Annotated in this window: 23 protein-coding genes; 10 read left to right on the top strand and 13 right to left on the bottom strand. The window is 68.5% G+C overall.

Features of this window, described 5'->3' with window-relative positions; genetic code table 11:
- Positions 1-290 precede the first annotated feature (290 nt).
- Together eno and hisS are read right to left on the bottom strand one after the other, a co-directional pair.
- A complete protein-coding gene (gene eno / locus ACFVV5_RS14085; protein ID WP_387245124.1) occupies positions 291-1,571 on the bottom strand; it encodes a phosphopyruvate hydratase in 1,281 nt (426 codons plus the stop codon).
- Between the two features lie 116 nt (positions 1,572-1,687).
- Positions 1,688-2,980 carry a histidine--tRNA ligase gene (gene hisS / locus ACFVV5_RS14090; RefSeq protein ID WP_387245127.1) on the bottom strand — a complete coding sequence of 431 codons (1,293 nt, stop codon included), beginning with the start codon at positions 2,978-2,980 and terminating at the stop codon, positions 1,688-1,690.
- Between the two features lie 83 nt (positions 2,981-3,063).
- On the opposite strand from hisS, the gene ACFVV5_RS14095 reads away from it, so the two are divergent.
- A complete protein-coding gene (locus tag ACFVV5_RS14095) occupies positions 3,064-4,191 on the top strand; it encodes an epoxide hydrolase family protein (protein ID WP_387245130.1) in 1,128 nt (375 codons plus the stop codon).
- Between the two features lie 272 nt (positions 4,192-4,463).
- Here ACFVV5_RS14095 and ACFVV5_RS14100 read toward each other — a convergent pair whose 3' ends face one another.
- The 5 genes from ACFVV5_RS14100 to ACFVV5_RS14120 form a co-directional block, all read right to left on the bottom strand.
- Positions 4,464-5,267 carry an ABC transporter ATP-binding protein gene (locus ACFVV5_RS14100; RefSeq protein ID WP_387245133.1) on the bottom strand — a complete coding sequence of 268 codons (804 nt, stop codon included), beginning with the start codon at positions 5,265-5,267 and terminating at the stop codon, positions 4,464-4,466.
- A 2-nt stretch (positions 5,268-5,269) separates the two neighbouring features.
- The gene (locus ACFVV5_RS14105) at positions 5,270-6,358 is read right to left on the bottom strand and encodes a FecCD family ABC transporter permease (RefSeq protein ID WP_387245136.1); all 1,089 of its coding nucleotides are present in this window, start codon (positions 6,356-6,358) and stop codon (positions 5,270-5,272) included.
- Positions 6,355-7,428 (bottom strand): FecCD family ABC transporter permease, encoded by a 1,074-nt coding sequence (locus ACFVV5_RS14110; RefSeq protein ID WP_387245139.1) that lies wholly within the window; start codon positions 7,426-7,428, stop codon positions 6,355-6,357. The genes ACFVV5_RS14105 and ACFVV5_RS14110 overlap by 4 nt, the downstream gene beginning before the upstream one ends.
- Before the next feature lie 6 nt (positions 7,429-7,434).
- Complete coding sequence (locus ACFVV5_RS14115) at positions 7,435-8,499, bottom strand: iron-siderophore ABC transporter substrate-binding protein (protein WP_387245142.1); 1,065 nt, start codon at positions 8,497-8,499, stop codon at positions 7,435-7,437.
- 127 nt (positions 8,500-8,626) lie between these two features.
- Positions 8,627-9,352, bottom strand: coding sequence for a MazG family protein (locus ACFVV5_RS14120; RefSeq protein WP_387245145.1), 726 nt, complete (start codon positions 9,350-9,352; stop codon positions 8,627-8,629).
- Between the two features lie 61 nt (positions 9,353-9,413).
- Here ACFVV5_RS14120 and ACFVV5_RS14125 point away from each other — a divergent pair, with 61 nt between their 5' ends.
- Together ACFVV5_RS14125 and nhaA are read left to right on the top strand one after the other, a co-directional pair.
- Positions 9,414-9,782, top strand: a complete 369-nt coding sequence (locus ACFVV5_RS14125; protein WP_387245148.1) for a VOC family protein — start codon at positions 9,414-9,416, stop codon at positions 9,780-9,782.
- Positions 9,783-9,899: 117 nt separating this feature from the next.
- Positions 9,900-11,111, top strand: coding sequence for a Na+/H+ antiporter NhaA (gene nhaA, locus ACFVV5_RS14130; RefSeq protein WP_387245151.1), 1,212 nt, complete (start codon positions 9,900-9,902; stop codon positions 11,109-11,111).
- Between the two features lie 211 nt (positions 11,112-11,322).
- Here the strand turns inward: nhaA and mfd are convergent, their stop codons facing one another.
- Together mfd and ACFVV5_RS14140 are read right to left on the bottom strand one after the other, a co-directional pair.
- On the bottom strand, positions 11,323-14,958 hold the full coding sequence (gene mfd, locus ACFVV5_RS14135; RefSeq protein ID WP_387245154.1) for a transcription-repair coupling factor: 3,636 nt from the start codon (positions 14,956-14,958) through the stop codon (positions 11,323-11,325).
- Between the two features lie 88 nt (positions 14,959-15,046).
- Entirely contained in the window at positions 15,047-15,751 is a 705-nt protein-coding gene (locus ACFVV5_RS14140) for an alpha/beta fold hydrolase (RefSeq protein WP_387245157.1), read from the bottom strand.
- A 146-nt stretch (positions 15,752-15,897) separates the two neighbouring features.
- On the opposite strand from ACFVV5_RS14140, the gene ACFVV5_RS14145 reads away from it, so the two are divergent.
- Entirely contained in the window at positions 15,898-16,635 is a 738-nt protein-coding gene (locus ACFVV5_RS14145; RefSeq protein ID WP_387245160.1) for a hypothetical protein, read from the top strand.
- Positions 16,636-16,638: 3 nt separating this feature from the next.
- Here ACFVV5_RS14145 and pth read toward each other — a convergent pair whose 3' ends face one another.
- Positions 16,639-17,220, bottom strand: coding sequence for an aminoacyl-tRNA hydrolase (pth, locus tag ACFVV5_RS14150; protein ID WP_387245164.1), 582 nt, complete (start codon positions 17,218-17,220; stop codon positions 16,639-16,641).
- 7 nt (positions 17,221-17,227) lie between these two features.
- Positions 17,228-17,848, bottom strand: a complete 621-nt coding sequence (locus tag ACFVV5_RS14155; protein ID WP_387245167.1) for a 50S ribosomal protein L25/general stress protein Ctc — start codon at positions 17,846-17,848, stop codon at positions 17,228-17,230.
- A 502-nt stretch (positions 17,849-18,350) separates the two neighbouring features.
- Between ACFVV5_RS14155 and ACFVV5_RS14160 the strand changes: the two genes are divergently transcribed.
- From ACFVV5_RS14160 to ACFVV5_RS14185, 6 genes are all read left to right on the top strand, one after another.
- Positions 18,351-18,755 carry a hypothetical protein gene (locus ACFVV5_RS14160; protein WP_387245170.1) on the top strand — a complete coding sequence of 135 codons (405 nt, stop codon included), beginning with the start codon at positions 18,351-18,353 and terminating at the stop codon, positions 18,753-18,755.
- The gene (locus ACFVV5_RS14165) at positions 18,752-19,240 is read left to right on the top strand and encodes a hypothetical protein (RefSeq protein WP_387245173.1); all 489 of its coding nucleotides are present in this window, start codon (positions 18,752-18,754) and stop codon (positions 19,238-19,240) included. The genes ACFVV5_RS14160 and ACFVV5_RS14165 overlap by 4 nt, the downstream gene beginning before the upstream one ends.
- A gap of 213 nt (positions 19,241-19,453) precedes the next feature.
- Positions 19,454-20,362 (top strand): peptidoglycan-binding protein, encoded by a 909-nt coding sequence (locus ACFVV5_RS14170; RefSeq protein WP_387245176.1) that lies wholly within the window; start codon positions 19,454-19,456, stop codon positions 20,360-20,362.
- Positions 20,363-20,373: 11 nt separating this feature from the next.
- The gene (locus ACFVV5_RS14175) at positions 20,374-21,009 is read left to right on the top strand and encodes an ABC transporter ATP-binding protein (protein WP_387245179.1); all 636 of its coding nucleotides are present in this window, start codon (positions 20,374-20,376) and stop codon (positions 21,007-21,009) included.
- A gap of 104 nt (positions 21,010-21,113) precedes the next feature.
- Positions 21,114-22,154, top strand: coding sequence for an FtsX-like permease family protein (locus ACFVV5_RS14180; RefSeq protein ID WP_387245182.1), 1,041 nt, complete (start codon positions 21,114-21,116; stop codon positions 22,152-22,154).
- A gap of 1 nt (position 22,155) precedes the next feature.
- Positions 22,156-22,428 (top strand): hypothetical protein, encoded by a 273-nt coding sequence (locus ACFVV5_RS14185; RefSeq protein WP_387245185.1) that lies wholly within the window; start codon positions 22,156-22,158, stop codon positions 22,426-22,428.
- 67 nt (positions 22,429-22,495) lie between these two features.
- On the opposite strand, the gene ACFVV5_RS14190 is transcribed toward ACFVV5_RS14185, so the two are convergent.
- A complete protein-coding gene (locus ACFVV5_RS14190; protein ID WP_387245188.1) occupies positions 22,496-23,011 on the bottom strand; it encodes a gluconokinase in 516 nt (171 codons plus the stop codon).
- Between the two features lie 17 nt (positions 23,012-23,028).
- Positions 23,029-24,276 (bottom strand): D-mannonate dehydratase ManD, encoded by a 1,248-nt coding sequence (manD, locus tag ACFVV5_RS14195; protein WP_387245191.1) that lies wholly within the window; start codon positions 24,274-24,276, stop codon positions 23,029-23,031.
- Positions 24,277-24,278: the final 2 nt, after the last annotated feature.

Genomic DNA, 24,278 nt, shown 5'->3' on the forward strand with positions numbered 1-24,278 from the left:
GCGGGGGTGGTGTTTTTTTTTGTTTGTTGGTTCTTCGGGCTCTGTATCCCCCCCACCCCCCCCCCCCCCCCCCCCCCCCCCCCCCCACGACGCTCCTCCGGGCTGTGGACAACTCCGCACGGCAGCGCGCACACCCGCACCTCGCGGCCCCGCCGTTTGCCACTAGTCGTCGTCACCACGCCCGGGATGACGACAGCTACTGGCAAACGACGAACGGCGCAGGGGGCCCGGGCACGACGAAGGCCCCCGGACGTGCATCCGGGGGCCTTCTCGGGTGGTGCGAGCGCCGACTACGCCGTGAAGCGGGGGAAAGCGCTGCGGCCGGCGTAGACCGCGGCCTCGCCGAGCTCCTCCTCGATGCGGAGGAGCTGGTTGTACTTCGCGACGCGCTCGGAGCGGGCCGGGGCGCCGGTCTTGATCTGGCCGGCGTCCGTGGCGACGGCGAGGTCGGCGATCGTCGTGTCCTCGGTCTCGCCCGAACGGTGCGAGAGCACCGCGGTCATGCCGTTGCGCTGCGCGAGGGCGACCGCGTCGAGCGTCTCGGAGAGCGTGCCGATCTGGTTGACCTTGACGAGGATGCTGTTCGCCGCCTTCGCCGCGATGCCCTGGGCGAGGCGCTTCGGGTTGGTGACGAACAGGTCGTCGCCGACCAGCTGCAGCTTGGAGCCGAGCTCGGAGTTGAGGAGCGTCCACCCCTCCCAGTCGTCCTCCGCCAGCGGGTCCTCGATGGAGACCAGCGGGTAGTTCGCCGCGAGTGACGCGTAGTAGACCGACATCTCGGCCGCGGTGCGGTCCTGGCCTTCGAAACGGTAGACGCCGTTCTCGAAGAACTCGGTCGAGGCGACGTCGAGGCCGAGCGCGATGTCGGTGCCGACCGTGAAGCCGGCGAGCTGGATCGCCTCGGAGATCAGGTCGAGGGCGGCGACGTTGTGCTCGAGCTCGGGCGCGAAGCCGCCTTCGTCGCCGAGGCCGGTGTTGAGCCCCTTCTGCTTGAGGAGCGACTTGAGCGAGTGGTATGTCTCGACACCCCAGCGGAGCGCCTCGGAGAACGTCTCGGCGCCGATCGGCAGCACCATGAACTCCTGGATGTCGACGCCGGTGTCGGCGTGAGCGCCACCGTTGATGATGTTCATCATCGGCACGGGGAGGACGTGCGCGTTGGGTCCGCCGATGTAGCGGAACAGCGGCAGGTCGGCCGAGTCGGCGGCGGCCTTGGCGACCGCGAGACTCACACCGAGAATGGCGTTGGCGCCGAGGCGCTTCTTGTTGTCGGTCCCGTCGAGCTCGATCATGGCCGAGTCGATGAGGCGCTGGTCGGCGGCCTCGAAACCTTCGATGGCCGGGCCGATCTCGTCGAGCACGGCGTCGACGGCCTTGAGCACGCCCTTGCCCAGGTAGCGGTCCTTGTCGCCGTCGCGAAGCTCATAGGCCTCGAAGGCGCCGGTGGACGCACCGGACGGAACGGCGGCACGGCTGACCGTGCCGTCCTCGAGCAGCACCTCGACCTCGACGGTCGGGTTTCCGCGCGAGTCGAGAATCTCGCGAGCGCCTACAGCTTCGATCTGAGCCACAACTAACTCCTTGTTTCACGTGTGTGGGGTGGGTGGAAAATCTGCGGTGATCCGCTGGTCAGTCTAGTGATCAGCGGAGTGCGGCGTCGGACGGGCCGGCGGTCGCAACGGCCGGGTCATCCGAGCGGCTTGAGCTCGAGCGAGCCCGCATCCGTCGTCTGCGGCGTCACGAACGCGAACGCCCCGAAGCCGTCGGCCTCGACCCGCTCGAGCAACGCCTTGAGGTTCTTCGTGCGCTTCTCCAGACGCACCCGGCTGCCGGATGCGATGAGCTCGCTCTTGACGGACAGCAGGCGGTCGAGGGGCACGTCCTGGTCGTAGACGAGCGCGACCGAGCCGGCCGCGCCGGACTCCGGCAGCTCGATGAGGTCGACCACGCGCTCGAAGCCGATCGAGAACCCGGCCGCGGGGACCTCCGAGCCCAGGAATCGCCCGATCATCCCGTCGTAGCGTCCGCCGCCGCCGACCGAGCTGCCCGATCCCGGGTGCGCGATCTCGAAGATGGTACCGGTGTAATAGCCCATGCCGCGCACGAGCGTCGGGTCGAACCGCAGCGTCACGCCCGGCGGCAGGGTGTCGAGGGAGTGGGCGAGGCCCTCGAGGGCGGCGACCGCGTCGGTGTCGACCCCGTCGGGCAGGATGCCGGTGATCGCCTCGACCGTGAGCGCCACCCCGCCGTCGGCCAGGTGCGGCTCCAGGTGTTCCAGGATGCCGCCCAGCACCGCAGCCGAGTCGGCGCCGTCCGCACTCAGCTCGGCCACCACACCTGCCGTGCCGATCTTGTCCAGCTTGTCGATCGAGATGAGCACCTGCGGCCAGCGCGACTCCTCGAACTTGCAGTATTCGAGCAGGCCGTTCAGGATCCGGCGGTCGTTGATCCGGATCGTGCAGTCGGTGAGGCCCAGAGCATCCAGAGCCGCCGCCGTCGCCGTGATCAGCTCGACCTCCGCCAGCTGGCTCGCCTCGCCGATGATGTCGATGTCGCACTGGACGAACTGCCGGTAGCGGCCCTTCTGCGGCCGCTCGGCACGCCACACGGGCGCGATCTGGATGGCGCGGAACACCGGGGGCAGCTCGGCACGGTGGGTCGCGTAGAAGCGCGCGAGCGGAACGGTGAGGTCGAACCGCAGGCCGAGGTCGGAGAGGCTCAGGATGTCGCCGGAGTCGATGGCCGCGGCGAGGTCGTCGCCGTCGAGCCCGCGCCTGAGGACGCTGAACGCGAGCTTCTCGTTGTCGCCGCCGAGCCCCGAGTGGAGCCGTGCGATGTCCTCGACCACCGGCGTCTCGATCTCGTCGAAGCCGTGGGCCGAGAAGCTGCGCCGGATGACGCCGAGGGCGTGCTCCCGTCGCGCTTTGTCGGCGGGGAGGAAGTCGCGCATGCCGCGGGGCGGCGTGATCGGTGAAGCCATGGTCACGATTCTTCCACGGGCCCGAACTTCCGCACGCAGCGATCTCTGGCCCGCGCGCGCGCCGAGACGGTACGGTGGCCCGGATGACTATCGAACCTTTCCGGATCGCCCTGCCCGACGACGTGCTCGCCGATCTCCGCGACCGGCTCGCACGCACTCGCTTCCTCCCCCCGCTCGACTCCACGCCCTGGGGCGGCGGCATCGACGCGGACACCTTGCACGAGCTCGTCGCGGCCTGGGCCGGCTTCGACTGGCGCGGGCAGGAGGAGCGCCTGAATTCGTACGACCAGTACCTCGCCGACGTCAACGGCCACCGAATGCATTTCGTGCGCATCCCGGCGGCGGGCTCGGCCGAACAGCGGGTCCCGCTGCTGCTCCTGCACGGCTGGCCGAGCGCTTTCACCGAGTACCTTCCGCTCGGCGAACGCCTGGCGAACCCGGCCGCCTTCGGGTCGGATGCCCGCATCGCCTTCGACGTCGTCATCCCGTCGCTCCCCGGTTTCCTCTTCTCCGACCTGCCGGATCGCCTGCTGACCCGCCAGGCGATCGCCGATGACCTGCACGAACTGATGACTGGCGTTCTCGGCTACGACCGGTATGCCGCGTTCGGCGGCGACATCGGCGGAGGCGCCGCCACCTGGCTGGGCGTCGACCACGCCGACCGGGTGATCGGCGTGCAGTTGCTGAATGCGCCGTTCCCGGCCGACGCCTCCCCGCAGAGCGAGGAGGAGCGGGTGTACCTCGCGGCGGTCGACGCCTACGACGCGACCGACGGCGGGTACAGCGAGATCATGCTCACGCGGCCCGACACGATCGCCGCCGCGCTCAACGACTCCCCCGCCGGCCTGCTCGCCTGGATCGTGGACAAATGGCACGACTGGGTCGACGGCGACCTCGACCGGATGATCGAACCGGATGCCCTGCTCACGCTGGCCACGCTGTACTGGGCCACGGAGTCGATCGGCACCTCCTTCCGGCAGTACGTCGACTACGAGCACAACCCGCCCCGGCCGCCGATCGCGGCGCCCGTCGGCGTCTACCTGAGCCGGGAGCCGGTGATGGCCGGCTTCCCGCGTTCGCTGGCCGAGCGCGCCGCGTCCGACCTGCGCGAGTTCGTGGTGACGCCGGGCGGCGGCCATTTCGCGGGGCTGGAGCGTCCGGAGCTGACGGCCGAGGCCATCCGGGGGTTCTTCGGCAGCCTGCTCGGATGAGCGCGAATCACCTGTCGCAAGCGTCGTAGGCGGTCGTAAAATATCCGTGTTGCCACCCTGATGGCCCGGTTCGCCGGGCTGCGGTGGTGTCCCGAGGGACCTGGCATGAGTCGCACCGCACCCGACCGCGGAGCGGTGCTGGCTGCCAGACACGCAGGCCGACGGCGCGGTCGGCAGACGCCAGGAGTGCGGTTCCGCTCTCACCCGAATGGTCGAGGTGGTTAGCACCAAGCGATCGCGCTGCCGGCCACTTCTGCGTTCGTCGCGCGCGGTCAGCGGAGGGTGTGGTGGCGCCCGAGCGGGACGACGAGCGGCGTCGCCGTCACCGGGTCGGAGGCGATGACCGACTCGACGCCGAAGACGTCCCGGACCAGATCGGCGGTGACGACCGAGCCCGGCTCCCCCGACGCGACGATCGAGCCTGACTTCATCGCGATCAGGTGGTCGGAGTAGCGGGCCGCTAGGTTGAGGTCGTGCAGCACCATGACCACCGTCGTGCCGCGGGCCGCATTGAGGTCGAGGAGCAGGTCGAGGACGTCGATCTGGTGGCTGATGTCGAGGAATGTCGTCGGCTCGTCGAGCAGCAGGATGCCCGTCTGCTGGGCGAGGGCCATCGCGATCCAGACGCGCTGGCGCTGGCCGCCCGAGAGCTCGTCGATGGACCGGTCGGCGAGGTCGGTGACCCCGGTCGACGCCATCGCCTCGGCGACGGCCCGATCGTCGGCCGCGGTCCAGCGCCGGAACCATCCCTGGTGCGGGTAGCGTCCGCGTCCGACGAGATCGGCGACCGTGATCCCGTCAGGCACCGTGGGCGTCTGCGGCAGCAGCCCGAGCCTGGTCGCGACGGTCTTCGTCGGCAGGGAGTGGATGTCGGCGCCGTCGAGGAGCACGGTTCCGGATGCGGGAGCGAGCAGGCGGGACAGCCCGCGGAGCAGCGTCGACTTCCCGCAGGCGTTGGGACCGACGATCGCGGTGACGCGTCCGGGCGGGATATCGAGGTCGAGGTCGTCGACGACCACCCGGCCGTCGTAGGAGAGGGTCAGGCCGCGTGCGGCGAGTCGATCGGTGGTGGTCATGGTCAGCCTCCCTGGCCGACTCGGTTGGTTCCGACCAGGAGCCAGATCAGATATGGTGCGCCGACGATCCCCGTCACCACGCCGACCGGGAACACGACGCCGGGAACGGCGAATTGGGCGACGATGTCGGAGACGACGAGGACGAGGGCGCCGATCAGCGCCGACGACACCAGGGCGAGGGCGCCACGGCCGACGAGCCGGCGGGCGATCGGCGCCGCGACGAACGCGACGAACGCGATCGGGCCCGCCACCGAGACGGCGACCGCGGCGAGCGCCACGGCCACCGCGACGACCAGCAGCCGGGTGCGCTCCACCCGCACGCCGATCGCGGCGGCCGTGTCGTCGCCCAGGCCGAGTGCCGCGAGGGGGCGCGCGAGAAGCAGCGCGCAGGGCATGAGCGCCGCGGCGCTCGCCGCCAGCACGACGAGTGCGACCGGGTCGACGTTGTTGAGGCTTCCCGTGATCCAGACCAGCGCTTGCTGGACATCCGTGATGTCGGCGGTGGTGAGCACGTACGAGACGATCCCGCCGAACACGGCGGCTGCGCCGATGCCGATGAGCACGAAGCGGTAGCCGCTGAGCCCGTCCCGCCAGGAGAGCAGGTAGATGATCACGGCGGCGACGAGTGTCCCCGCGACGACGGCGCCCGACAGGGCGAGCCCGGTGAGGCCGAACCAGACGAGGGCGACCGCGCCGGTGGCGCTCGCGCTCGCCGTGATGCCGATGATGTCGGGACTCGCGAGCGGGTTGCGGGCGAGGGTCTGGAAGAGCGCGCCCGACAGCCCCAGGCAGCCCCCGACGAGCACCGCGGCGACGATGCGCGGCGCGCGCAGGTCCAGGATGACGAACCGCGTGAGCCGATCCGCGCGCCCGACGAGCGCCGCGAGGATGTCGCCGGGCGCGACCGCCACTGCTCCGAGGCTCAGCGAGAGGGCGGCGACGAGCACGATGAGCACCGCGATGACCACGGCGACGCGCGTTCCGCGGAGTGCGCGGGTACGGCGGTCGGCGCGCGTGCCGCCGCGCGTGCTGGAGCCGCCGAGCGTGCTGGAGGCGCCGTCGCGGGCCACCGTGTCCCGCGGCACGGTCATAGCGTCACGAGCCGACGCCGGCGCACGAGCGCGATGAAGACGGGTGCGCCGACGAGCGCGGTCACCACGCCGACCTGGAGCTCGCCCGGAAATGCGACCAGCCGCCCGATCACGTCGCACGCGATGAGCAGCGTCGGGGCGATGACCGCCGAGAACGCCAGGATCCAGCGGTAGTCGCCGCCGACCACCGCGCGCGCGACATGCGGCACGACCAGGCCGACGAACGCGATCGGGCCGACGGCCGCCGTGGCCGAACCGCAGAGGAGAACGACAGCGAGCGCGCTGGCCGCCCGCATCAGCCCGACGCGCTGTCCGAGTCCGCGGGCGGCGTCATCGCCGAGTGCGAGCCCGTTGAGCGCACGCCCGAGCGCCAGCGCCACCGAAGCGCCGAGCACGATCGTCGGCAGGACCTGCCACAGGATGCCGAAGCCGCGGCCGGCGAGCGACCCCACCTGCCAGAAGCGCAGAGCTTCCAGCGACACGCGGCTGGTCACGAGCACCGCAGTGATGAGCGATCCGAGCACGGCCGAGATCGCGGCGCCCGCCAGCGCGAGCTTGATCGGCGTTGCGCCCTCGCGGCCGGCCGAGGCGACCGCATACACCACGACCGAGGCGACCGCCGCGCCGGCGAAAGCGAACCACACGTACCCGGATGCGCTGGTGACGCCGAACACCGAGATCGCCACCACGACGGCCAGAGAGGCGCCGAAATTCACGCCCAGGATTCCCGGATCGGCGAGCGGGTTGCGCGACAGACCCTGCATCACCGTTCCGGCGAGCCCGAGCGCGAGTCCCGCCGTCAGTCCGAGCAGCGTGCGCGGCAGCCGGCTGTCGACCACGATGAGCGACGCCGCATCGGTCCTGTCGTAGTGCAGCAGCGCCTGCAGCACCGACCCCGCAGAGATCGGGTTCGAGCCGAGCATCAGGCTCAGGACGAACGCCACCAGTAGTCCCACAACGGCGACCCCGAAGCCGATGAGCAGGCGGCGACGGCGTCGCGGTCCGGCGGGGGCACCGGTGGCACTCGTCCCCCGGGCACCGACGGTCGTCGCCACAGCGCTCGTGCTCATGCGCTGTTACTCGACCTTGTCGGCGGCTGCCGCGAGCTTCGGAACGTACCGGTCGAGCATCCACGGGATGCTCAGAACGCTCGGTGCGCTCGACGCCATCACGAAAGACTCGCCGACGATCGGGGCGAACCGCCCCTCGGCCACCGTCGGCATCGCCGCCACGAGCGGGTCGGAGGTGAAGGCATCGACGGCTGCCTGCTTGTCGAAGTACATGACCAGCACGTCGGTGTCGATCTTGGAGAGGTTCTCGTAGCTGAGCTGGTAGAAGAAGCTGCCGTCGGCCTTCGGGTCGAGCGCCTTCAGGCTGGGTGAGTTCGTCAGACCGAGCTCGTTGAGGAGCAGCACGCGCGTGTCCGTGGCCTTGTAGACGTTGAGCTGGCCGGGCTGGTTCGCCGCGGCGTACAGGAAGGTCTTGCCCTTCAGCACCGGATACTTCGCGCCGAGGGCGGCCACCTTCTCCTCGGTCGCCTTCCTGAGCGCGGTCGCCTCCGCCTGCTTGCCCAGGGCCTTGCCGACGATGGCCGTCTGGTCCTGCCAGCTGGTGCCCCAGATCTGCTTCGGGTATGCCACGACCGGAGCGATCTTGCTCAGCGTGTCGTAGTCCTTCTGGCTGAGTCCGGAGAGCGGCGCGAGGATCACATCCGGCTTCGCTTTGACGAACTGCTCGAACGGCACCTGGTCGGAGTCCGCACCCGTCAGCAGCTCGGGAGTCGTTCCGCCCAGCTTCTCGATGGCGTCGGCGTCCCAGGGGAGCACGCCGTCCGCGTCGCCGCCGTAGGTCATCTTGGGCATCGCCACCGGCACCACTCCGAGCGCCAGCGCGACATCCTGGGCGCCCCAGCCCCACACCGCCACGCGCTCCGGCTTCTTCTCGATGGTCACGGAGCCGAGTGCGCTCGTGATCGTCACCGGGAACGCGCCGGCCTCGGCGCTCGTTCCGCTGCTCTCGGCGGCGGATCCGCTTCCTGCGGAGCATCCGGTGAGCGCCAGGGCCGCCGAGACGACGATGGCGGATGCGATCAGGGCGATTCGCGAGCGGCGGTTGCGACCGCGGGCGATGGGCTCGAGCATGGCTCTCCTTCGGGAGGACGAACACGGGATGTCGGCCGAAAACGGCCTGTTAGGCAAGGCTAACCTAACTTCCCGTCCGGTGTCGACCTGCCCGCTCTCCCGGTCGCCCTGCCGGCGCGCTCGCCCCTCAGTCGTCGGAGGCGGCGACTCCGATGATGCCCGCGTCGGCGGCGCCCACCTCGTACTCGCGGATCTCGTCCTGCAGGCCGCGCAACGTCGACCGCAACGCGCGTTCGGCATCGAGCCCCTTCGACTTCGCCGAGGCCACGATCGCCAGGAGCAGCGGGCCGAGCTCGTCCTCCGACTCGACCGGCACGCCCCCGGCGTCGTCCAGGTCGATCATCCCGACCTTCTGCGCCCGTCCGAGGAGCTTGTCGGCCAGAGCCAGTGACGGCATCGCCTGCGGGATGCCGTCGAGAACGCTCGTGCGCGACGGCTTCTCGCGGCGCTTCAGGTCCTCCCAGAACTCGACGACATCGTCGGCGGTCTCCGCCGTGCGATCGCCGCCGAACACGTGCGGGTGCCGTCCGACCATCTTCGCGGTCATCTGCGCGGCCACATCCTGGATGTCGAAATCCTCGCCCGGCGTGTGCGCGGCGATGTCCGAGTGGAACAGCACCTGGTAGAGCACGTCGCCGAGCTCCTCGATCATGTCGTCGCGGTTGCCGGTCTCGATCGCCTCGATGAGCTCGTACGTCTCCTCGATGAGGTACTGCACGAGCGACTCGTGCGTCTGGTCGGCATCCCACGGGCATCCGCCCGGACCGCGCAGCCGCTCCATCACAGCCACCAGCTCATCGAGCTTGGTCGGCTGCGCTCCGGCCGGCGCGGATGAGAAGCTCATGTCGGTCATCTGCCCTCCTCGTCAACGTGTCCATCCTCTCACCGCAGCGGGCCAGGACTAGCCTGGCCGCATGGGAACCCGGATCGCACGCCTCACCATCTCCGTCGAAGACCTTCCGCGGGCGCTCGCCCTCTACCGCGACGTGATCGGCCTGTCCGGCGTCTACACGGTCGACGGTCTCGCGATGCTCACCACCGACGCCGCCGCCCCCGCCGGCACGGCCACCGAAGTGCTGCTGCACCAGCGCATCCCGAGCTCCGGCGACGCCGGCGTCGCGGCGAGTTTCACCGTCGCCGACGTGGACGTGGCGACCGAGGCCGCCGTCGAGGCCGGAGCCACCGTCGTCGACGAGCCTGCCGACCAGGAGTGGGGCGAACGGCAGTCCGTGCTGCGCGACGCCGACGGTCACATCCTGTGCCTGGTCGCCCCGCTCCGGTAAAGTGTGGACCTGGTGTGCCGGGAAGTCTGGTCGGCGGGTGACGTCCTCACGTCGCTCCCCCAACCGACCACGCCACGGCGTCCGTGAGGACGACGGCGTGAGAATGGCGAGAACGTCATGAGCATCATCCGATCCGAGCGCACCGCCGCCGGGCTCCTCCTCGGGGCCGCCGCCCTCGGGCTCCTCCTGGCGAACACCGCAATCGGGCCCGCCCTCCTCGATCTGCAGCACACGCACCTCGGCATCGGCGCCACCGACCTGAGCATCGGCCACTGGATCAGCGACGGGCTGCTGGCGATCTTCTTCTTCATCGTCGCCGTGGAGCTCAAGCACGAGCTCGTCGTCGGCGAGCTGAACAGCGTCAAGAAGGCCATCCACCCCGCGATCGCGGCCGTGGGCGGCGTGATCGTTCCCGTGGCGATCTACCTGGCGTTCGCCGGCGGGAGCGGATTCGGGCAGGGCTGGCCGATCCCCACGGCCACGGACATCGCCTTCGCGCTCGGAGTGCTCGCGGTGTTCGGCCGGGGCCTCCCCAACCGACTGCGGGTGTTCCTGCTCGCCCTCGCCGTGCTCGACGACCTGATCGCGATCCTCATCATCGCGGTGTTCTTCACCACCGATCCCAACCTCCTCGAGCTCGGGCTGGCCGTCGTCACCGTCGCGGCCTTCGGCGTGCTGAGCCGCTTCCTTCACGGCCGGATGCGCTGGCCGATCGGCGTCCTCATGCTCCTGCTGGCCTGCCTCAGCTGGTGGCTCGTGTGGGACTCCGGCGTGCACGCGACGATCGCCGGCGTCGCGCTCGGGCTGGTGATGTCTCGGAAGCCCGCCGGCAGGGTCGCACACGTGCTCGAACCGTGGTCGAACGGAGTGATCCTGCCGCTGTTCGCGTTCTCGGCCGCGCTGGTCGTGATCCCGCAGGTGTCGCCGTCCGAGCTCAGTCCGGCGTTCTGGGGGATCCTGGTGGCGCTGCCGGTGGGCAAGCTCATCGGGATCACCGTCGGCGGCTGGCTGGGATCGTTCACCAAGCCGAAGCGGGAGCGGTCGCGCATCCCGTTCTTCGGGCTGGTGACGATCGGCGCGCTCGGCGGGATCGGGTTCACAGTGTCGCTGCTCATGAGCGAGCTGGCCTTCGCCGGGGACGAGTTGGTGCGCAGCGAGGGAACACTCGCCGTGCTGCTCGGCTCGGCGGTGTCGATCGTGTTGTCGGGGCTGCTGGTTTCGGCGCTGGCGCGGCGCTACCGGCGCGCGCATCCGCATCCGCATCCGGATGCGGTGGCGCCGAGCGCAACTCCGGAGAAGTCGGCCGACACGCCGATCAAAAGCCCGTAACTCCGGAGCTTTGGCGGCATTCGGGGCCGAAGCTCCGGAGTTGCTGGGCGCGGAACGGCCGACGGGGTGACGCATCCTGTTGTCAGGACTTCTCGGGCCGCCGCGACCGCTCGTTCCTGAATAGAGGTGCGGGCGGCGGATGCAGGCTGATTCCTCCTGAATTCAGGAGCTGGTGCCCCCGAGAGACCGGAGGCAGGCGCGCCGGCGCGGGTCAGGCGGTGGCTTCGGCCTCGGCCTCCGCAGCGACCGCCGGCTCGGGGGCGGGGAAGACGGCGCCGAGGAGGGACGACACCCACTCGATCAGGGCGGAGTCGTCGAGCGCTTCGCCGTTCACGCGCGGCAGCGGCACCGTGACCACCTTGGGCGCGGCGTGGTACTTCGAGCCCGAGTACATGCGCTGCAGCCGCACCTGGAGGGAGTCGGGCAGGATCGCCGGCGCCACGCGGAGGTTGGATCCCATCGCGACGACCTCGCCGAGGCCGGCCCGCTGCGCGGCGAGGCGCAGCCGGGAGACGGCGATCAGGTTGAGGACAGCCTCCGGCGGCTCGCCGTACCGGTCGGTGAGCTCGTCGAGCACCTGGTCGATCTGACCCGCCTTGGCCGCGGGCGAGCTCGCGGTGGAGAGCTTCTGGTAGGCCTCGAGGCGGAGCCGCTCGCTGTCCACGTACTCTTCGGGGATGTGCGCGTCGACGGGCAGTTCCAGGCGCAGCTCGGTCTGGCCTTCGGCCACCTCGCCTCGGAAGGTGCTCACGGCTTCGCCGATCATCCGGAGGTAGAGGTCGAAGCCGACGCCTGCGATGTGGCCGGACTGCTCGCCGCCGAGGAGGTTTCCGGCGCCGCGGATCTCGAGGTCTTTGAGCGCGACCTGCATGCCGCTGCCGAGGTCGTTGTTGGCCGCGATCGTGGAGAGGCGGTCGTGGGCGGTCTCGCTGAGGGGCTTGTTCTCGTCCCAGAGGAAGTACGCGTACGCCCGCTCGCGGCCTCGACCCACACGTCCGCGCAGCTGGTGGAGCTGGCTGAGGCCGTACTTGTCGGCGCGGTCGATGATGATCGTGTTCGCGTTGGCGATGTCGAGGCCGGTCTCGATGATCGTGGTCGAGACGAGCACGTCGTATTTGCGCTCCCAGAAGTCGACGACCACCTGTTCGAGCGCCCGCTCGTTCATCTTTCCGTGCGCCACACCGATGCGGGCCTCGGGCACCAGCTGGGCCAGCTTGGCCGCGGCGCTGGTGATGCTGCCCACCCGGTTGTGCACGAAGAAGACCTGGCCTTCGCGCAGGAGCTCGCGCCGGATGGCGGCCCCGACCTGCTTGTCGGAGTACGGCCCGACGAACGTCAGGATGGGGTGGCGTTCCTCGGGCGGCGTCGCGAGTGTCGACATCTCACGGATGCCCGTCACCGCCATCTCGAGGGTGCGCGGGATGGGCGTGGCGCTCATGGCGAGGATGTCCACATTGGTCTTGAGCTTCTTGAGGGCGTCCTTGTGCTCGACGCCGAAGCGCTGCTCCTCGTCGATGATCACCAGGCCCAGGTCTTTGAGCGTGATGCCGTCGGCGAGCAGGCGGTGCGTGCCGATCACGACGTCGACCGTGCCGTCGGCCATGCCGCGCAGGGTCTCGCGCGCCTCCTTGTCGGTCTGGAACCGGCTGAGCGCGCGCAGGTGCACCGGGAAGCCGGCGAACCGTTCCTGGAACGTCTCGAAATGCTGCTTGACCAGCAGAGTCGTGGGCACCAGCATGACCACCTGCTTGCCGTCTTGCACGGCCTTGAACGCCGCACGCACCGCGATCTCGGTCTTGCCGAAGCCGACGTCGCCCGAGATCAGCCGGTCCATCGGGATCGGCCGCTCCATGTCGGCCTTGACCTCGTCGATGGTCTGCAGCTGGTCGGGGGTCTCGGCGAACGGGAACGCCTCCTCCAGTTCGCTCTGCCACGGGGTGTCGGGGCCGAACGCGTGGCCTTTGCTGGCCATCCGGGCGGAGTAGAGCTTGACGAGCTCGACCGCGATGTCGCGGACCGCCTTGCGAGCGCGGCCCTTCGCCGCCGACCAGTCGCTGCCGCCCATCTTGCTGAGGGCGGGCGCTTCGCCCCCCACGTAGCGCGTGAGCAGGTCGAGCTGATCGGTGGGCACGTAGAGCTTGTCGCCCGGGTAGCCGCGCTTGGAGGGCGCGTACTCCAGCACGAGGTACTCGCGCTTGGACTTGACGGCGTTGCGCCCGCCGCTCGACACCTCGCGCTGGGTGAGCTCCACGAACTTGCCGATGCCGTGCGTCTGGTGCACGACGAAGTCGCCGGGCTTGAGCGCCAGCGGGTCGACCACGTTCTTGCGGCGGGTGGCGAGCTTCTTCACCTGGCGGGAGTCGTAGCCGATGGTGCGGCCGTAGAACTCGGACTCGCTCAGCAGGGCGAGCTTGGACTCCTCGACCTCGAACCCGTGCTCGACCGTCGCGCGCAGCAGGTAGGCGACCCCGGGCTCCGGATCGGCGGGATACTCCTCGACGTGCCGGGCGGGCAGTTCGGCTTCGGCGAGCACCTGGGCCGCGCGCTCGACCAGGCCGGCGCCTTCGGCCACGATCGCGACCTTCCAGCCGTCGCGGAGCCGGGCGGCGACGTGCTCGATGGCGCCCGTCACGTTGCCCTGGAAGCTCGGGACTGCCTCGGCCGCGATCCGGATCTGCAGGTGCTCTTCGAGTTCCCGCTCTTCGGGCAGCACCTCATCGGCCTGGAACCCGCTCATCGTCCACCACGGGTGGTCGGGCGGCTTCTGGCCGGGTGCGCTGAACGTCGCCGACTCGCGGAGCTTCTGCAGGGTGAGGAAATCACCGGCCGCCAGGTCGATCGGGGCGGCGGCTCCGACGGTGGCGGCGCTCCATGCCGCCGACAGGAACTCGCGGTTCGTCTCGGCGAGGCTGACGGCGCGGCTGGCGACGCGCTCGGGCGAGAGGACCGCGACAGCGGCTCCGTCGGGGAGGTAGTGCGTCAGCGGCACCAGCCGGTCGACGAGCGCCGGCGCGAGCGACTCCATGCCCTCGACCGGGATGCCCTCGCCGATCTTGGCGAGCATCCCGGACAGGCTCGGGAACTCGTGCTCCATCTCGCGCGCCCGCTGCCGCACCGATTCGCTCAGCAGCAGCTCGCGGCTCGGCGGGAGGGTGACGGATGCGATGGGCGCGGGCAGCGAGCGCTGGTCGGCCACGGAGAACGCGCGGATCTGCTCCACCTCGTCGCCGAAGAAGTCGACGCGATACGGATGCTCCGCCGTAGGCGGGAACACGTCGAGGATGCCGCCGCGGACGGCGAACTCGCCGCGCCGGGTGACCATGTCGACCCGGGAGTAGGCCAGGTCGACCAGCTGGTGGGCGAGGCCGCCGAGGTCGAACCCGCGGCCGCCGGCGGTCAGCTCGATCGGCTGGTAGTCCATCAGGTTGTCGGCGAGGGGTTGGAGAGCGGCGCGCACCGATGCCACGACGATGATCGGGCGGCTCCGGTCGCCCGCCTCCCAGTCGCCGAGACGGCGGAGGGCGAGCAGGCGCTTGCCCACGATCTCGGCGCTCGGGCTCAGCCGCTCGTGCGGCAGGGTCTCCCAGGCCGGGAACTCGATCACCTCGGCGTCGGGGAGCACGCAGCTCAGGGCGCCGCGGATCGACTCGGACTCGCGCCCGGTGGCCGTGATGACGAGGAGTGCCTGCGAGGCTCCCGCGCTCGCCCGTCGCTGCAGCAGACCGCCGATCAGCGGTGCGCGGAGTCCGTCGGTCAGCGAGAAATCAGCGTCGCGGGAGGCCGACGCCAGGGCGTCGTCGAACGTGGAGGCGCGCGAAAGCGCTGCGATCAAGCCCTGCAGTATCACTCGGCCAAGTCTACGGCGAGCCACCGACACCGCTAGTGCGGCATCCGATCCGGCGGTCTCCGGTCGTCAGATCCGGCCGACCCAGCCGTCAGATCCAGCCGTCGAGCGCTCGCATGAACCCGTGGAAGTCGTCCCGGGCGACCGTGTGCCCGGTCCCCTCGACGATGCGCACCTCGAACCCTGCGACGCGCAGCCGGTCGGCGAGCGCGGGCTTCACGAGCTGCGAGTTGTCGGCCAGCACCACGAGCGACGGCACGTGCATCGACTCCGGCGCCCGCAGCGAGCCGGGCGTGATCAGCACCGGGATCACCGCCGGATCGAACGCCGCGAACGTCTCGACCTCGATCGCCACGTCCGCCGGGTCCCAGCGCGGATTCTTCTTGGCGATGCGGGCGGCCGAGGCACGGGTGAGGTTGCGCAGGAAGGCCGGGGCGAGCAGCAGCTGCCACCAGGTGAGCGCCGGACCCGAGAACGCCGGGTCGACGTAGATGGCGCGGGCGGGGGCGAGGCGTTCGATCGCGAGGCTCAGCGCGAGTCCGCCGAGCGAATGCCCCATCACCAGTTCCGGATGCGCCGGAACCGTCTCCACCACATCCTGCGCGAGGAGCTCGGCCGTGTACTCCCCGGCCCGTGGGCTGTGACCGTGCCCGCGCAGATCGACCGCGACCACGTGGTAGCCGCGTTCGGCGAGAGCCGGCCCGACCGTCCGCCAATTGCGCGAGTCCGACATCGCACCGTGCACGAGCACGGCTTCGCGGTCGCCGCTGCCCCACTCGCGCGTGAACAGTCTCATGCTCGGAACAGTACCTCGGGGTACCTGTGCACCGGCCGGGACTGTGCACACCCCCGGACTGGGCTGCCGCAGCTACGGGCTCCGGATGCCCGGATCCAGTACGCTCTGGCTCGTCCCCCTGCGCCCGAAAGACCGGAGAAGGCACGATGTCGAGTTTCCCGCCGCCCGAGAGCAACCCGCCCGAGGCGCCGGCACCGCCCCCGGCCTACGAATTGCAGCCGCCCGCGTTCCAACCCGATGCCGCCGCGCAGCAGGCGGCTCAGGCGGCCGACGCGGCCGCACAGCAGGCAGCGCAGCAGGCTGCATACCAGCCAGCACAGCCTCCGCAGCCGCGGTACGGCGAACTCGCGCCGCCGCAATACGGCGAGCGGATCCCGCAGTACGGCGCGCCGGCAGCCCCGCAGCCGTACCCGGCGGCGGCACAGCAGCCGTTCCAGCAGCCGTATCAGCCGCCGTACCCGGTCGCGCCCGGCTACTCCCCCTTCGACCTGTACCCGCCCGAGGCCCCGAAGTCGCCGCGGCTCGGCCAGGTCGCCATGTACGCCGCCATCGGCGTCTTCGTGCTGTCGGTGATCGCGTCCATCGTCGTCGGGACCGCGGCCGGCCCCCTCTCCACGCGGACCTCGACGAGTTTCAACTTCAACAGCAACGACCTGTCGCCGGAGCAGGCCGCGGGTTTTGCCGGCGTCGGCTCCCTCATCCTGGTGCAGATGCTTCTGGGGACCGCGATCGGCGTGTGGGCGTTCGTCCAGGGCATCGTCGCCGCCGTGACCAAGCGCGGGCGCTCGTTCGGCGTCGTGGCGATCATCGTCGCCGCCGCAGCGCCGATCGTGTCGGTCATCGCGTACATGGTCGCGATCGTCGCCACCTTGCCGCCGCTCTGACAGTCAGCGCGCGGTGTGGAAGCGGAGCTGCGCGGCGGTGAGGCCGTCCGCAGCGATCTGCTCGACAGCATCCGCCGCATCGGACAGCAGCATCGGGAGCGTCTTGCGTTCAGCCGCGCTGAAGCCTTTGAGCACGTGGTCCGCGGCGCCCTGCGATCCGGGCGGGCGTCCGACGCCGACCCGCACCCGCGTGAAGTCACCGGTGCCGATGGCCGACGTCACGTCGCGAACGCCGTTGTGGCCTCCGTGGCCACCGCCGGACTTGAGCTTGATCGTGTCGAATGGGATGTCGATCTCGTCGTGCACCACGATCAGCTGCGACGGCTCCAAGGAGTAGAAGCGCAGGAGCTGCGCGACCGGACCACCCGACACATTCATGAACGTGTTCGGTTTGGCCAGGATGAAACGCGGCCCGCCCGGGGCGAGGCGCCCCTCGGCGACGGTCGCGTTGGTCTTGTGGGTCTTGAAGCTGAGGCGGCCGCGCTCGGCCAGCTCGTCCAGCACCATCTGCCCCACGTTGTGACGCGTGGCGGCGTAGTCGGGCCCGGGGTTGCCGAGCCCGACTACGAGCCAGGGTGAATCCATCGAGTCGTTACTCGGCAGCCTCGGCCTCGGCGACCTCGGCTTCGGCAGCCTCGGTCGCAGCCTCTTCCTCTTCGCCACGTGCGGCGGCGGGGACGATGACGGCGAGGATCAGCAGGTCGGGGTCTTCGGCCAGCACCGCGCCCGTGGGGAGCGTGAAGTCCTTGGCGTGGTACTGGGTGCCCTCAGGAGCGTCGGTCACGTCGAGAACGATGTTCTCGGGGATGTGCGTGGCCTCGACCTGGAGACGCAGTGTCGGGACGTCGAGAACCGCGATGGTGCCCGAGAAGCTCTCGCCCAGGACGTGCACGGGAACCTCGACCTCGACCTTTTCGCCGCTTCGGATGACGATGAGGTCGAGGTGCTCGATGATCTGCAGCACCGGGTCCTTCTGGACATCCTTGACGAGGGTGAGCTGCTTGTCGGCGCCCTCGATGTCGATGTCGAGGACCGCGTTCGCCTTGCGGAGAAGCAGGCCGACCTGGTGGGCCGGGAGGGTGACGTGCACGGGCGTGGTGCCGTGACCGTAGATGACGGCAGGGATCTTGCCGGCCGCGCGGATCTTGCGCGCCGCACCCTTGCCGAAGCTGTCGCGGATCTCCGCGACGACCTTGTTGGACTCGTCAGCCATGATTAACTCCTTGCCGGCGTGGCCGGCTGTCGGGGCGAGCGGTGCTCGCAGTGTCTGATTGTGTGTCGACTCGAACGCATCGTTCTGATGAAAGACGTGTGAGGAAAGACTGCGAAGCCTGCTCCACCGCGTCGATAACGGATGTTCACGGAATCCCGCGCACATCCCTCGCCGAAGTTCAGTGTGCAAGTCTACCGGATGCCCGGACGGGCCGCGGCCACACCCGGATTCACCCGCGATACGTAGGTATTCGAAGGGTAGGTCGGCGACGAACACGGTCGGCTCGAACCGATATCAACAATGTCCCTGGGCACTACATATACCTAGTTGTCGTTCCTCGTGCGGTTATGAACTCGGTCCGAGGGGATCTGATTTGCAGTGATCCCGGCGGTCGAAGTGTCCTCGTTAATGAGGACTTGAACTCCGTATGTCTCTTTGAGAGTTTTAAGTGATCAATATCTAAGCTGGAAATATACTGGCTGACAACTCAATTGGGGGAACTATGAAGCGCTCCACTGCGCCCATTTCAGATAGACGACGCAGCGCCCGCGGCAAATTACTGGCGGTGGCTTGCATCGCTCTATTGACCACCGGAATAGGCCTTGCCACGGCGGCGCCAGCGCAGGCAGCAGGCAATAAGAGTGTCTACGGCAACATTAAGTGCACCGCGTATCCGAATATCGCGATCGGCACCACGGCGACCGCCAAGGGCGATGTCGAGTTCTCTATGAACGCCCACAACAACGCTGCCAGCCTCGGAACGGTGGGCATGGGCTACTCGTCCGCATATTCCGCCTGGGGCTGGAAGTGGTGGGCTGGATCGGCCGGTACTTTCACAGCCTATGCGTGGGGATCGGCCGGCGCGGTGTCGGCGGTGAACAGGTACTGCCAGAACATTCTTTCGTGAGGCGCGTCGCCGCCGCGTCACTTGCAACAGCAGCGCTCTTCGCGCTCGCGGGGTGCTCCCAGGCTTCTCAGGCCGGGAGCGCCCCCGCGCTTGCGCAGAGCGACCGGGAGATAAACGAAATTCGCTTCGAGTGCCTCAAGGACAAGGGTTGGGCAGTACGCCTTGAGGATGGTGCCATCGTCGCCGACCTACCAGAAGCACAGAGGCCGCAGTATCGCGCGGACGCCGATGAGTGCTTGCGTGCAGCGGGAGTCGATCCCGATGCGCCGATCTCCGATGCCCAGTTCGAGCAGATCTATGCGTCCTACATCGACATCCAGCAGTGTCTCGAGGACGAAGGCTGGTCGACGCCGTCCCGGCCATCCCTCGACGCGTTCAAGGCCACCTACAATTCAGCGCCCTGGATTCCCTGGAGTGAGGTGCCCGGACCCGACATGCCGGATGCTGGCAAGAAGTGCCCGTCAATGATGGGAGGGTCGGGCTGAATGCGCAATCAAGGCTTGGCTGGCGAGCCGTCTGCATCTAGTGCGCGCCACGGGCGCGTGTTCATTCGCTTCGCCGCTCTAACCGTTGCTGTGTTCGTCGGGGCTGCGGCCGGAGTATGGGCGACGTCCGTCCTCTTCCAGCCGCCGAACACAGAGTCAACGGCATCAGCATTCACCACCGCGGTTGCGCGCAAAGGCACGGTGGAATCATCCATGAAGCTCACCGCTGTCGCCGCTTGGGAGAAGAGTTTCACCGCTGCCAATCAGGCATCTGGAACCGTTACATCGATCGATATCGAACCCGGTAAGGAATTACGTGAAGGCGACTTGCTGTTCACCGTGGATCTCCGTCCCGTCCGAATTGCAGTTGGCGCCACGCCGGCATTCAGGCCGCTGTCCGTCGACGCAAAGGGACCGGACGTTCATCAGATGTTGCAGCTCATGTCTGCACTCGGGTTCTACAAGGGTGAGCCTGACGACTCGTTTGGTGCGCAGGCTCGTAGAGCCATCGAGGCCTACCAGCGAGACCAGAAACTGGCAGTCGATGGCACGGTTCAGACCGGTGACATCATCTACGTTCCATCCCTTCCTGCTCGGGTTGTCCTTGACGCCGAGATGATCTCGGTGGGGTCGGCGGTAAGTGGAGGTGAACGGGCTGTAGCGACGCTTGAGGCCCAGCCAGCCTTCTCAATCCCCATCGCCGAAGGCCAGGCAAGCACCATCGGAGTGGGAACTGCCGTTCAGATAGAGACAGAAGTCGGGAGTTGGAACGCAACAGTGATGGATCAGGTGCCGTCCTCCGACCCAAGCAGCAGAGATCTCGCCGCCGTCCTCGCCCCAACAGATCAAGGTCCGATCTGCGGAGATCACTGTGGCTCGATCCCCGCGACGGGGTCAACCCAGTTCAGCGCTAGTGCGATCCTGCAGTCACCGGTAGAGGGCGTAGTCCTTCCCTCAGTGGCGATTCGGTCCAGTTCTGCGGGTGAGACCTTTGTGATCGACTCCACCGGTCGACGGCTAACGATTGACATCGTTGCAAGCGCGAAAGGGATGTGCGTTGTCACGGGTATCGACGCAGGTACGAAGGTGCGCCTTTCGCCCACTCCGTCGTCGGCGAGATAGGTGTTCTGCCGGTGCCAATCGAAGTGCGCGATCTTGAGTTCCGGTACGAGGATCGTTCGCCGATGTTCCTGGACTACTCAGTCACGTTCCAGGAGGGCGAGATGGTTGCTCTTACCGGCGCATCCGGTCGAGGCAAGTCCACTCTGCTCTACCTCCTTGGGCTGATGCTCAAGCCAATCGGAGGAACTGTGCTCGTGGATGGCGTTGACTCGTCCGTGATGTCCGACGCAGACCGGGCTCGGCTGCGCGCGACACGATTCGGCTTCGTCTTTCAGGACGCCGCGCTCGATGCGACGCGCAGCGTTCTCGACAATGTGGTCGAATCGGTTCTCTACCGTTGCACCTCACGGCGGGCCGCGCGACCGCTCGCTCTTTCGCTCATGCGCGAGTTCGGGGTCGAGGCCCGACCAGAAGCCAAGCCAGGCCAACTTTCCGGTGGGCAAGCCCAACGCATCGCGCTGTGTCGCGCCCTGTTGCACAAACCGAGCTTCGTGCTCGCCGACGAGCCGACAGGCAACCTCGACTCCGATTCCGGCGGGGTTGTGATTGAAGCGCTTAAAATGCAGGCGCGATCCGGCGCAGTCGTGCTGGTAGCCACGCATGACTCGCTACTTGTGAACCAATGCGACAGGATCGTCGCGTTGTGAGAGTGCGTCAGCAAGACCGACTTTCGCCGCACTTGCTCCGAGGCGGTTCAGCCCTAGCGGCGGTCATCCGTGAGGCCGGGGCTGCGGCTCGATCTGCTCCAGTTGTGGCAGCGCTTGTGATCGCAATGATCGCGGGCATGTGTGCGGCGATCGTTTTGACCAACGGCCGCGCGATCGCCTCCGAACGAGCAGTCATTGCGACTATCGACGGCGCAGGGACACGCTCCATTACCATCACCGCTCGCTCGGGGAAGTCTTTCGACTCCGGCCTGGTGGACCGAGTCCTCGCGTTCAGCAATATCGAGTGGGTGGGAGCGACGCAGTTTGTCGCGGATGCGGCCAATGCCCATGTACCAGGCGGCAACACCGCTCCCGTGCGCCGACTCTGGGCATCAACGTGGGACACGACAGGGCTGCCCGAACCTCGCGGGGAGCCCGGCACGGACGTCTACGCCACAAAGGTGACTCTGACCGGGCTCGGGTTCGCCGATGGCGTCGGCCAGATCCAAGCGCGAAGTGGTTCTGCGTGGTTTATCGCAGGCCCCACGGGGTTGCCGTCCCATCTGGCTTCGTTCGGGACGAGCGTTCTCGTTCTTGAACGAAGCAGATCTCACGCAGAGCGATTTGACCAGGTCATTGTTCTCACGCGTTCGACGGACCACATCGACACCACCGCGAAAGCTCTGACTACTCTCGTCGACCTTGACGATCCAGCCGACTACACGGTTTCGACGAGTCAACAACTTGCTGAAGTTCGAACGGCCGTGAAGGGTCAGCTGAGTGTCTTCGGGCGGACATTGGCGGCCGGCATCGTTGCCATTACTGCGACACTCGCTTGCGCGGTTTTGGTACTTTCTGTGATGCAGCGGCGCAGGGACTTCGGTCGGCGCCGGGCGTTGGGGGCCAGCCGCTCTCTCATCGTGCTCCTGGTGGTGACGCAGACCGTCATGTTGTCGGCAATCGGAGCGGTCGCTGGTGTCGGAGTGGCCGCGGCGATCCTCGCTGCGACTGACGCTCCGACCCCTCCGATTGACTACCTCGGTGCGGTCGCGGTCCTTGCCCTATTGATCTCGCTCATCGCAGCCATCCTTCCTGCGATGATCGCTTCTCGACGTGACCCTGTAAGGGAACTTCGAGTCCCGTGAGGTGTTCGGTTCCGACGCCCCTGGCCGAGCCTGCACCGCGGCTCGCTTCTGTCTGTCGGAAGAGAACAGGCAGTACGTGCTCGCCTCCGGCAAATGGACCGCGTTCGACGTCTCCGAAGAGGTCCCGTACGCATCCACGATAGGTCAACGAGTTCGGCAGGTCCGTTTGGTCACCCTGACCAACGCGAAGCTCGTCGGAGTCATCTTCACACTCGACTCGGTGGAAATCAGCGCGATGACCGGTCCGGATGACCTTCGCGTGCACATTCACTAGTCAATCGTCTGCCGCGCACGATGGCCAGCTGCTCGCCTAGGTGTCGTGCTGCGTCCTGCGAACGCGACTAGCCCTGCGAACCCGCCCGCGAGCGCAGCAACTGCGCCGCGTCGGCCGCGATCTCGTCCGGCGTCCCGGAGATGCCGACCCGGATGCCCGGCTCGTCGGGGGCGAGCGGCTCCAGCAGCGCCAGTTGGGACTGCAGCAGACTCGGCGGCATGAAATGGCCGACCCGGGCTCCGATGCGTTGCGACAGGAGTTCGCGCGAACCGTCGAGCAGGACGAACACCGCGCCGGGCGCCTCTGCCAGGATCGCCGCCCGGTAGACGCGCCGGAGCGCCGAGCAGGCAACGACCATCCCGGCCGGCCCGGCGTCCGCGAGCGTGCGGCCGACGACGGCGAGCCAGGGCCAGCGGTCGTCGTCGGTCAGCGGCGTTCCGGCGGCCATCTTGGCGACGTTGGCCGGCGGGTGCAGGGAGTCGCCGTCGATGAACGGCGTGCCCAGGGCATCCGCGAGCCGCTCGCCGACCGTGGTCTTGCCCGAGCCGGAGACGCCCGCGACGACGATGAGGGGGCGTTCCACCGGCTGTCCTCCGTTCGTCACCAGTCGTGCATGGAACCGTCGAGAAGACGGTTCACAGGCAAGTATGCCGCCTGATACGGGAAGGAGTTCGCCACCACTTCGTCGTAGTCGACTCCGAGTCCGGGGGTCTCGCCCGGGATGAGCATCCCGTCTTCGAAGCTGTAGGTGGTGCGGAAGACCTCGTGCGTGGCCGCACTGTGCTTCATGTACTCCTGGATGCCGAAGTTGGGGATGGCGATGCCGAGGTGGATGGCGGCGGCGAGGCCCACCGGGGAGACGTCGGTGGGTCCGTGCACGCCGGACTTGATCTGGTAGACGGCGGCGTAGTCGAAGATGCGGCGCAGGCCGGTGATCCCGCCGGCGTGGGTGACAGGGCTGCGCACGTAGTCGATCAGCTGTTCCTCGAACAGTTCGCGGTAGTCCCAGATGGTGTTGAACACCTCGCCGATCGCCAGCGGGGTCGTGGTGTGCTCGCGCACCCGGCGCAGCACCGCCTGGTTCTCGGCCGGTGTCACGTCTTCGAGCCAGAACAGGTCGTACGGCTCCAGCAACTTGCCCAGTTTGGCCGCCTGGATGGGCGTGAGCCGGTGGTGCGCGTCGTGCAGCAGCGGCAGCTCCGGCCCGAACTCGTTGCGCACCGCCTCGAACACCCGCGGTGCGTGGCGCAGGTAGGCGCGGGTGTCCCATTCCTCCTCGACCGGGATCGCGCTGCGCCGTGCAGGCTCGTGGTCGTAGCGCGCGGTGGTCCCGCCCGCGCCGGCCGCCGCGTTCGCGGACGAGGCGACACCGTAGACGGATCCGAGGCCCGGGATGCCCGTCTGCACCCGGATCGCCTTGTAGCCCTGCTCCTGGTGGTCGCGGATGGAGTCGAACAGCTCCGGCAGCTCGGCGCCCGACGCATGCCCGTAGACGAGGCAGCCCCGTCGGCTGCGACCGCCCAGCAACTGGTAGAGGGGCAGGCCGGCGAACTTGGCCTTGATGTCCCAGAGCGCGGTGTCGACGGCCGCGATCGAGGCCATCGTCACCGGTCCGCGCCGCCAGTACGCGCCTCGGTAGAGGTACTGCCAGGTGTCCTCGATCTGGTGGGCGTCCCGGCCGATCAGCAACGGCACGATGTGCTCGCTCAGGTAGGCCGCCACCGCCAGCTCGCGGCCGTTCAGCGTCGCGTCGCCGAGGCCGACGTAACCGTCGTCGGTGGTGATGCGCAACGTCACGAAGTTGCGGCCCGGGCTGGACACCAGGACGTCGGCGGATGTGATTCGCATGG

The sequence above is a fragment of the Leifsonia sp. NPDC058248 genome (assembly GCF_042881905.1).
Taxonomy (GTDB): Bacteria; Actinomycetota; Actinomycetes; order Actinomycetales; family Microbacteriaceae; genus Leifsonia.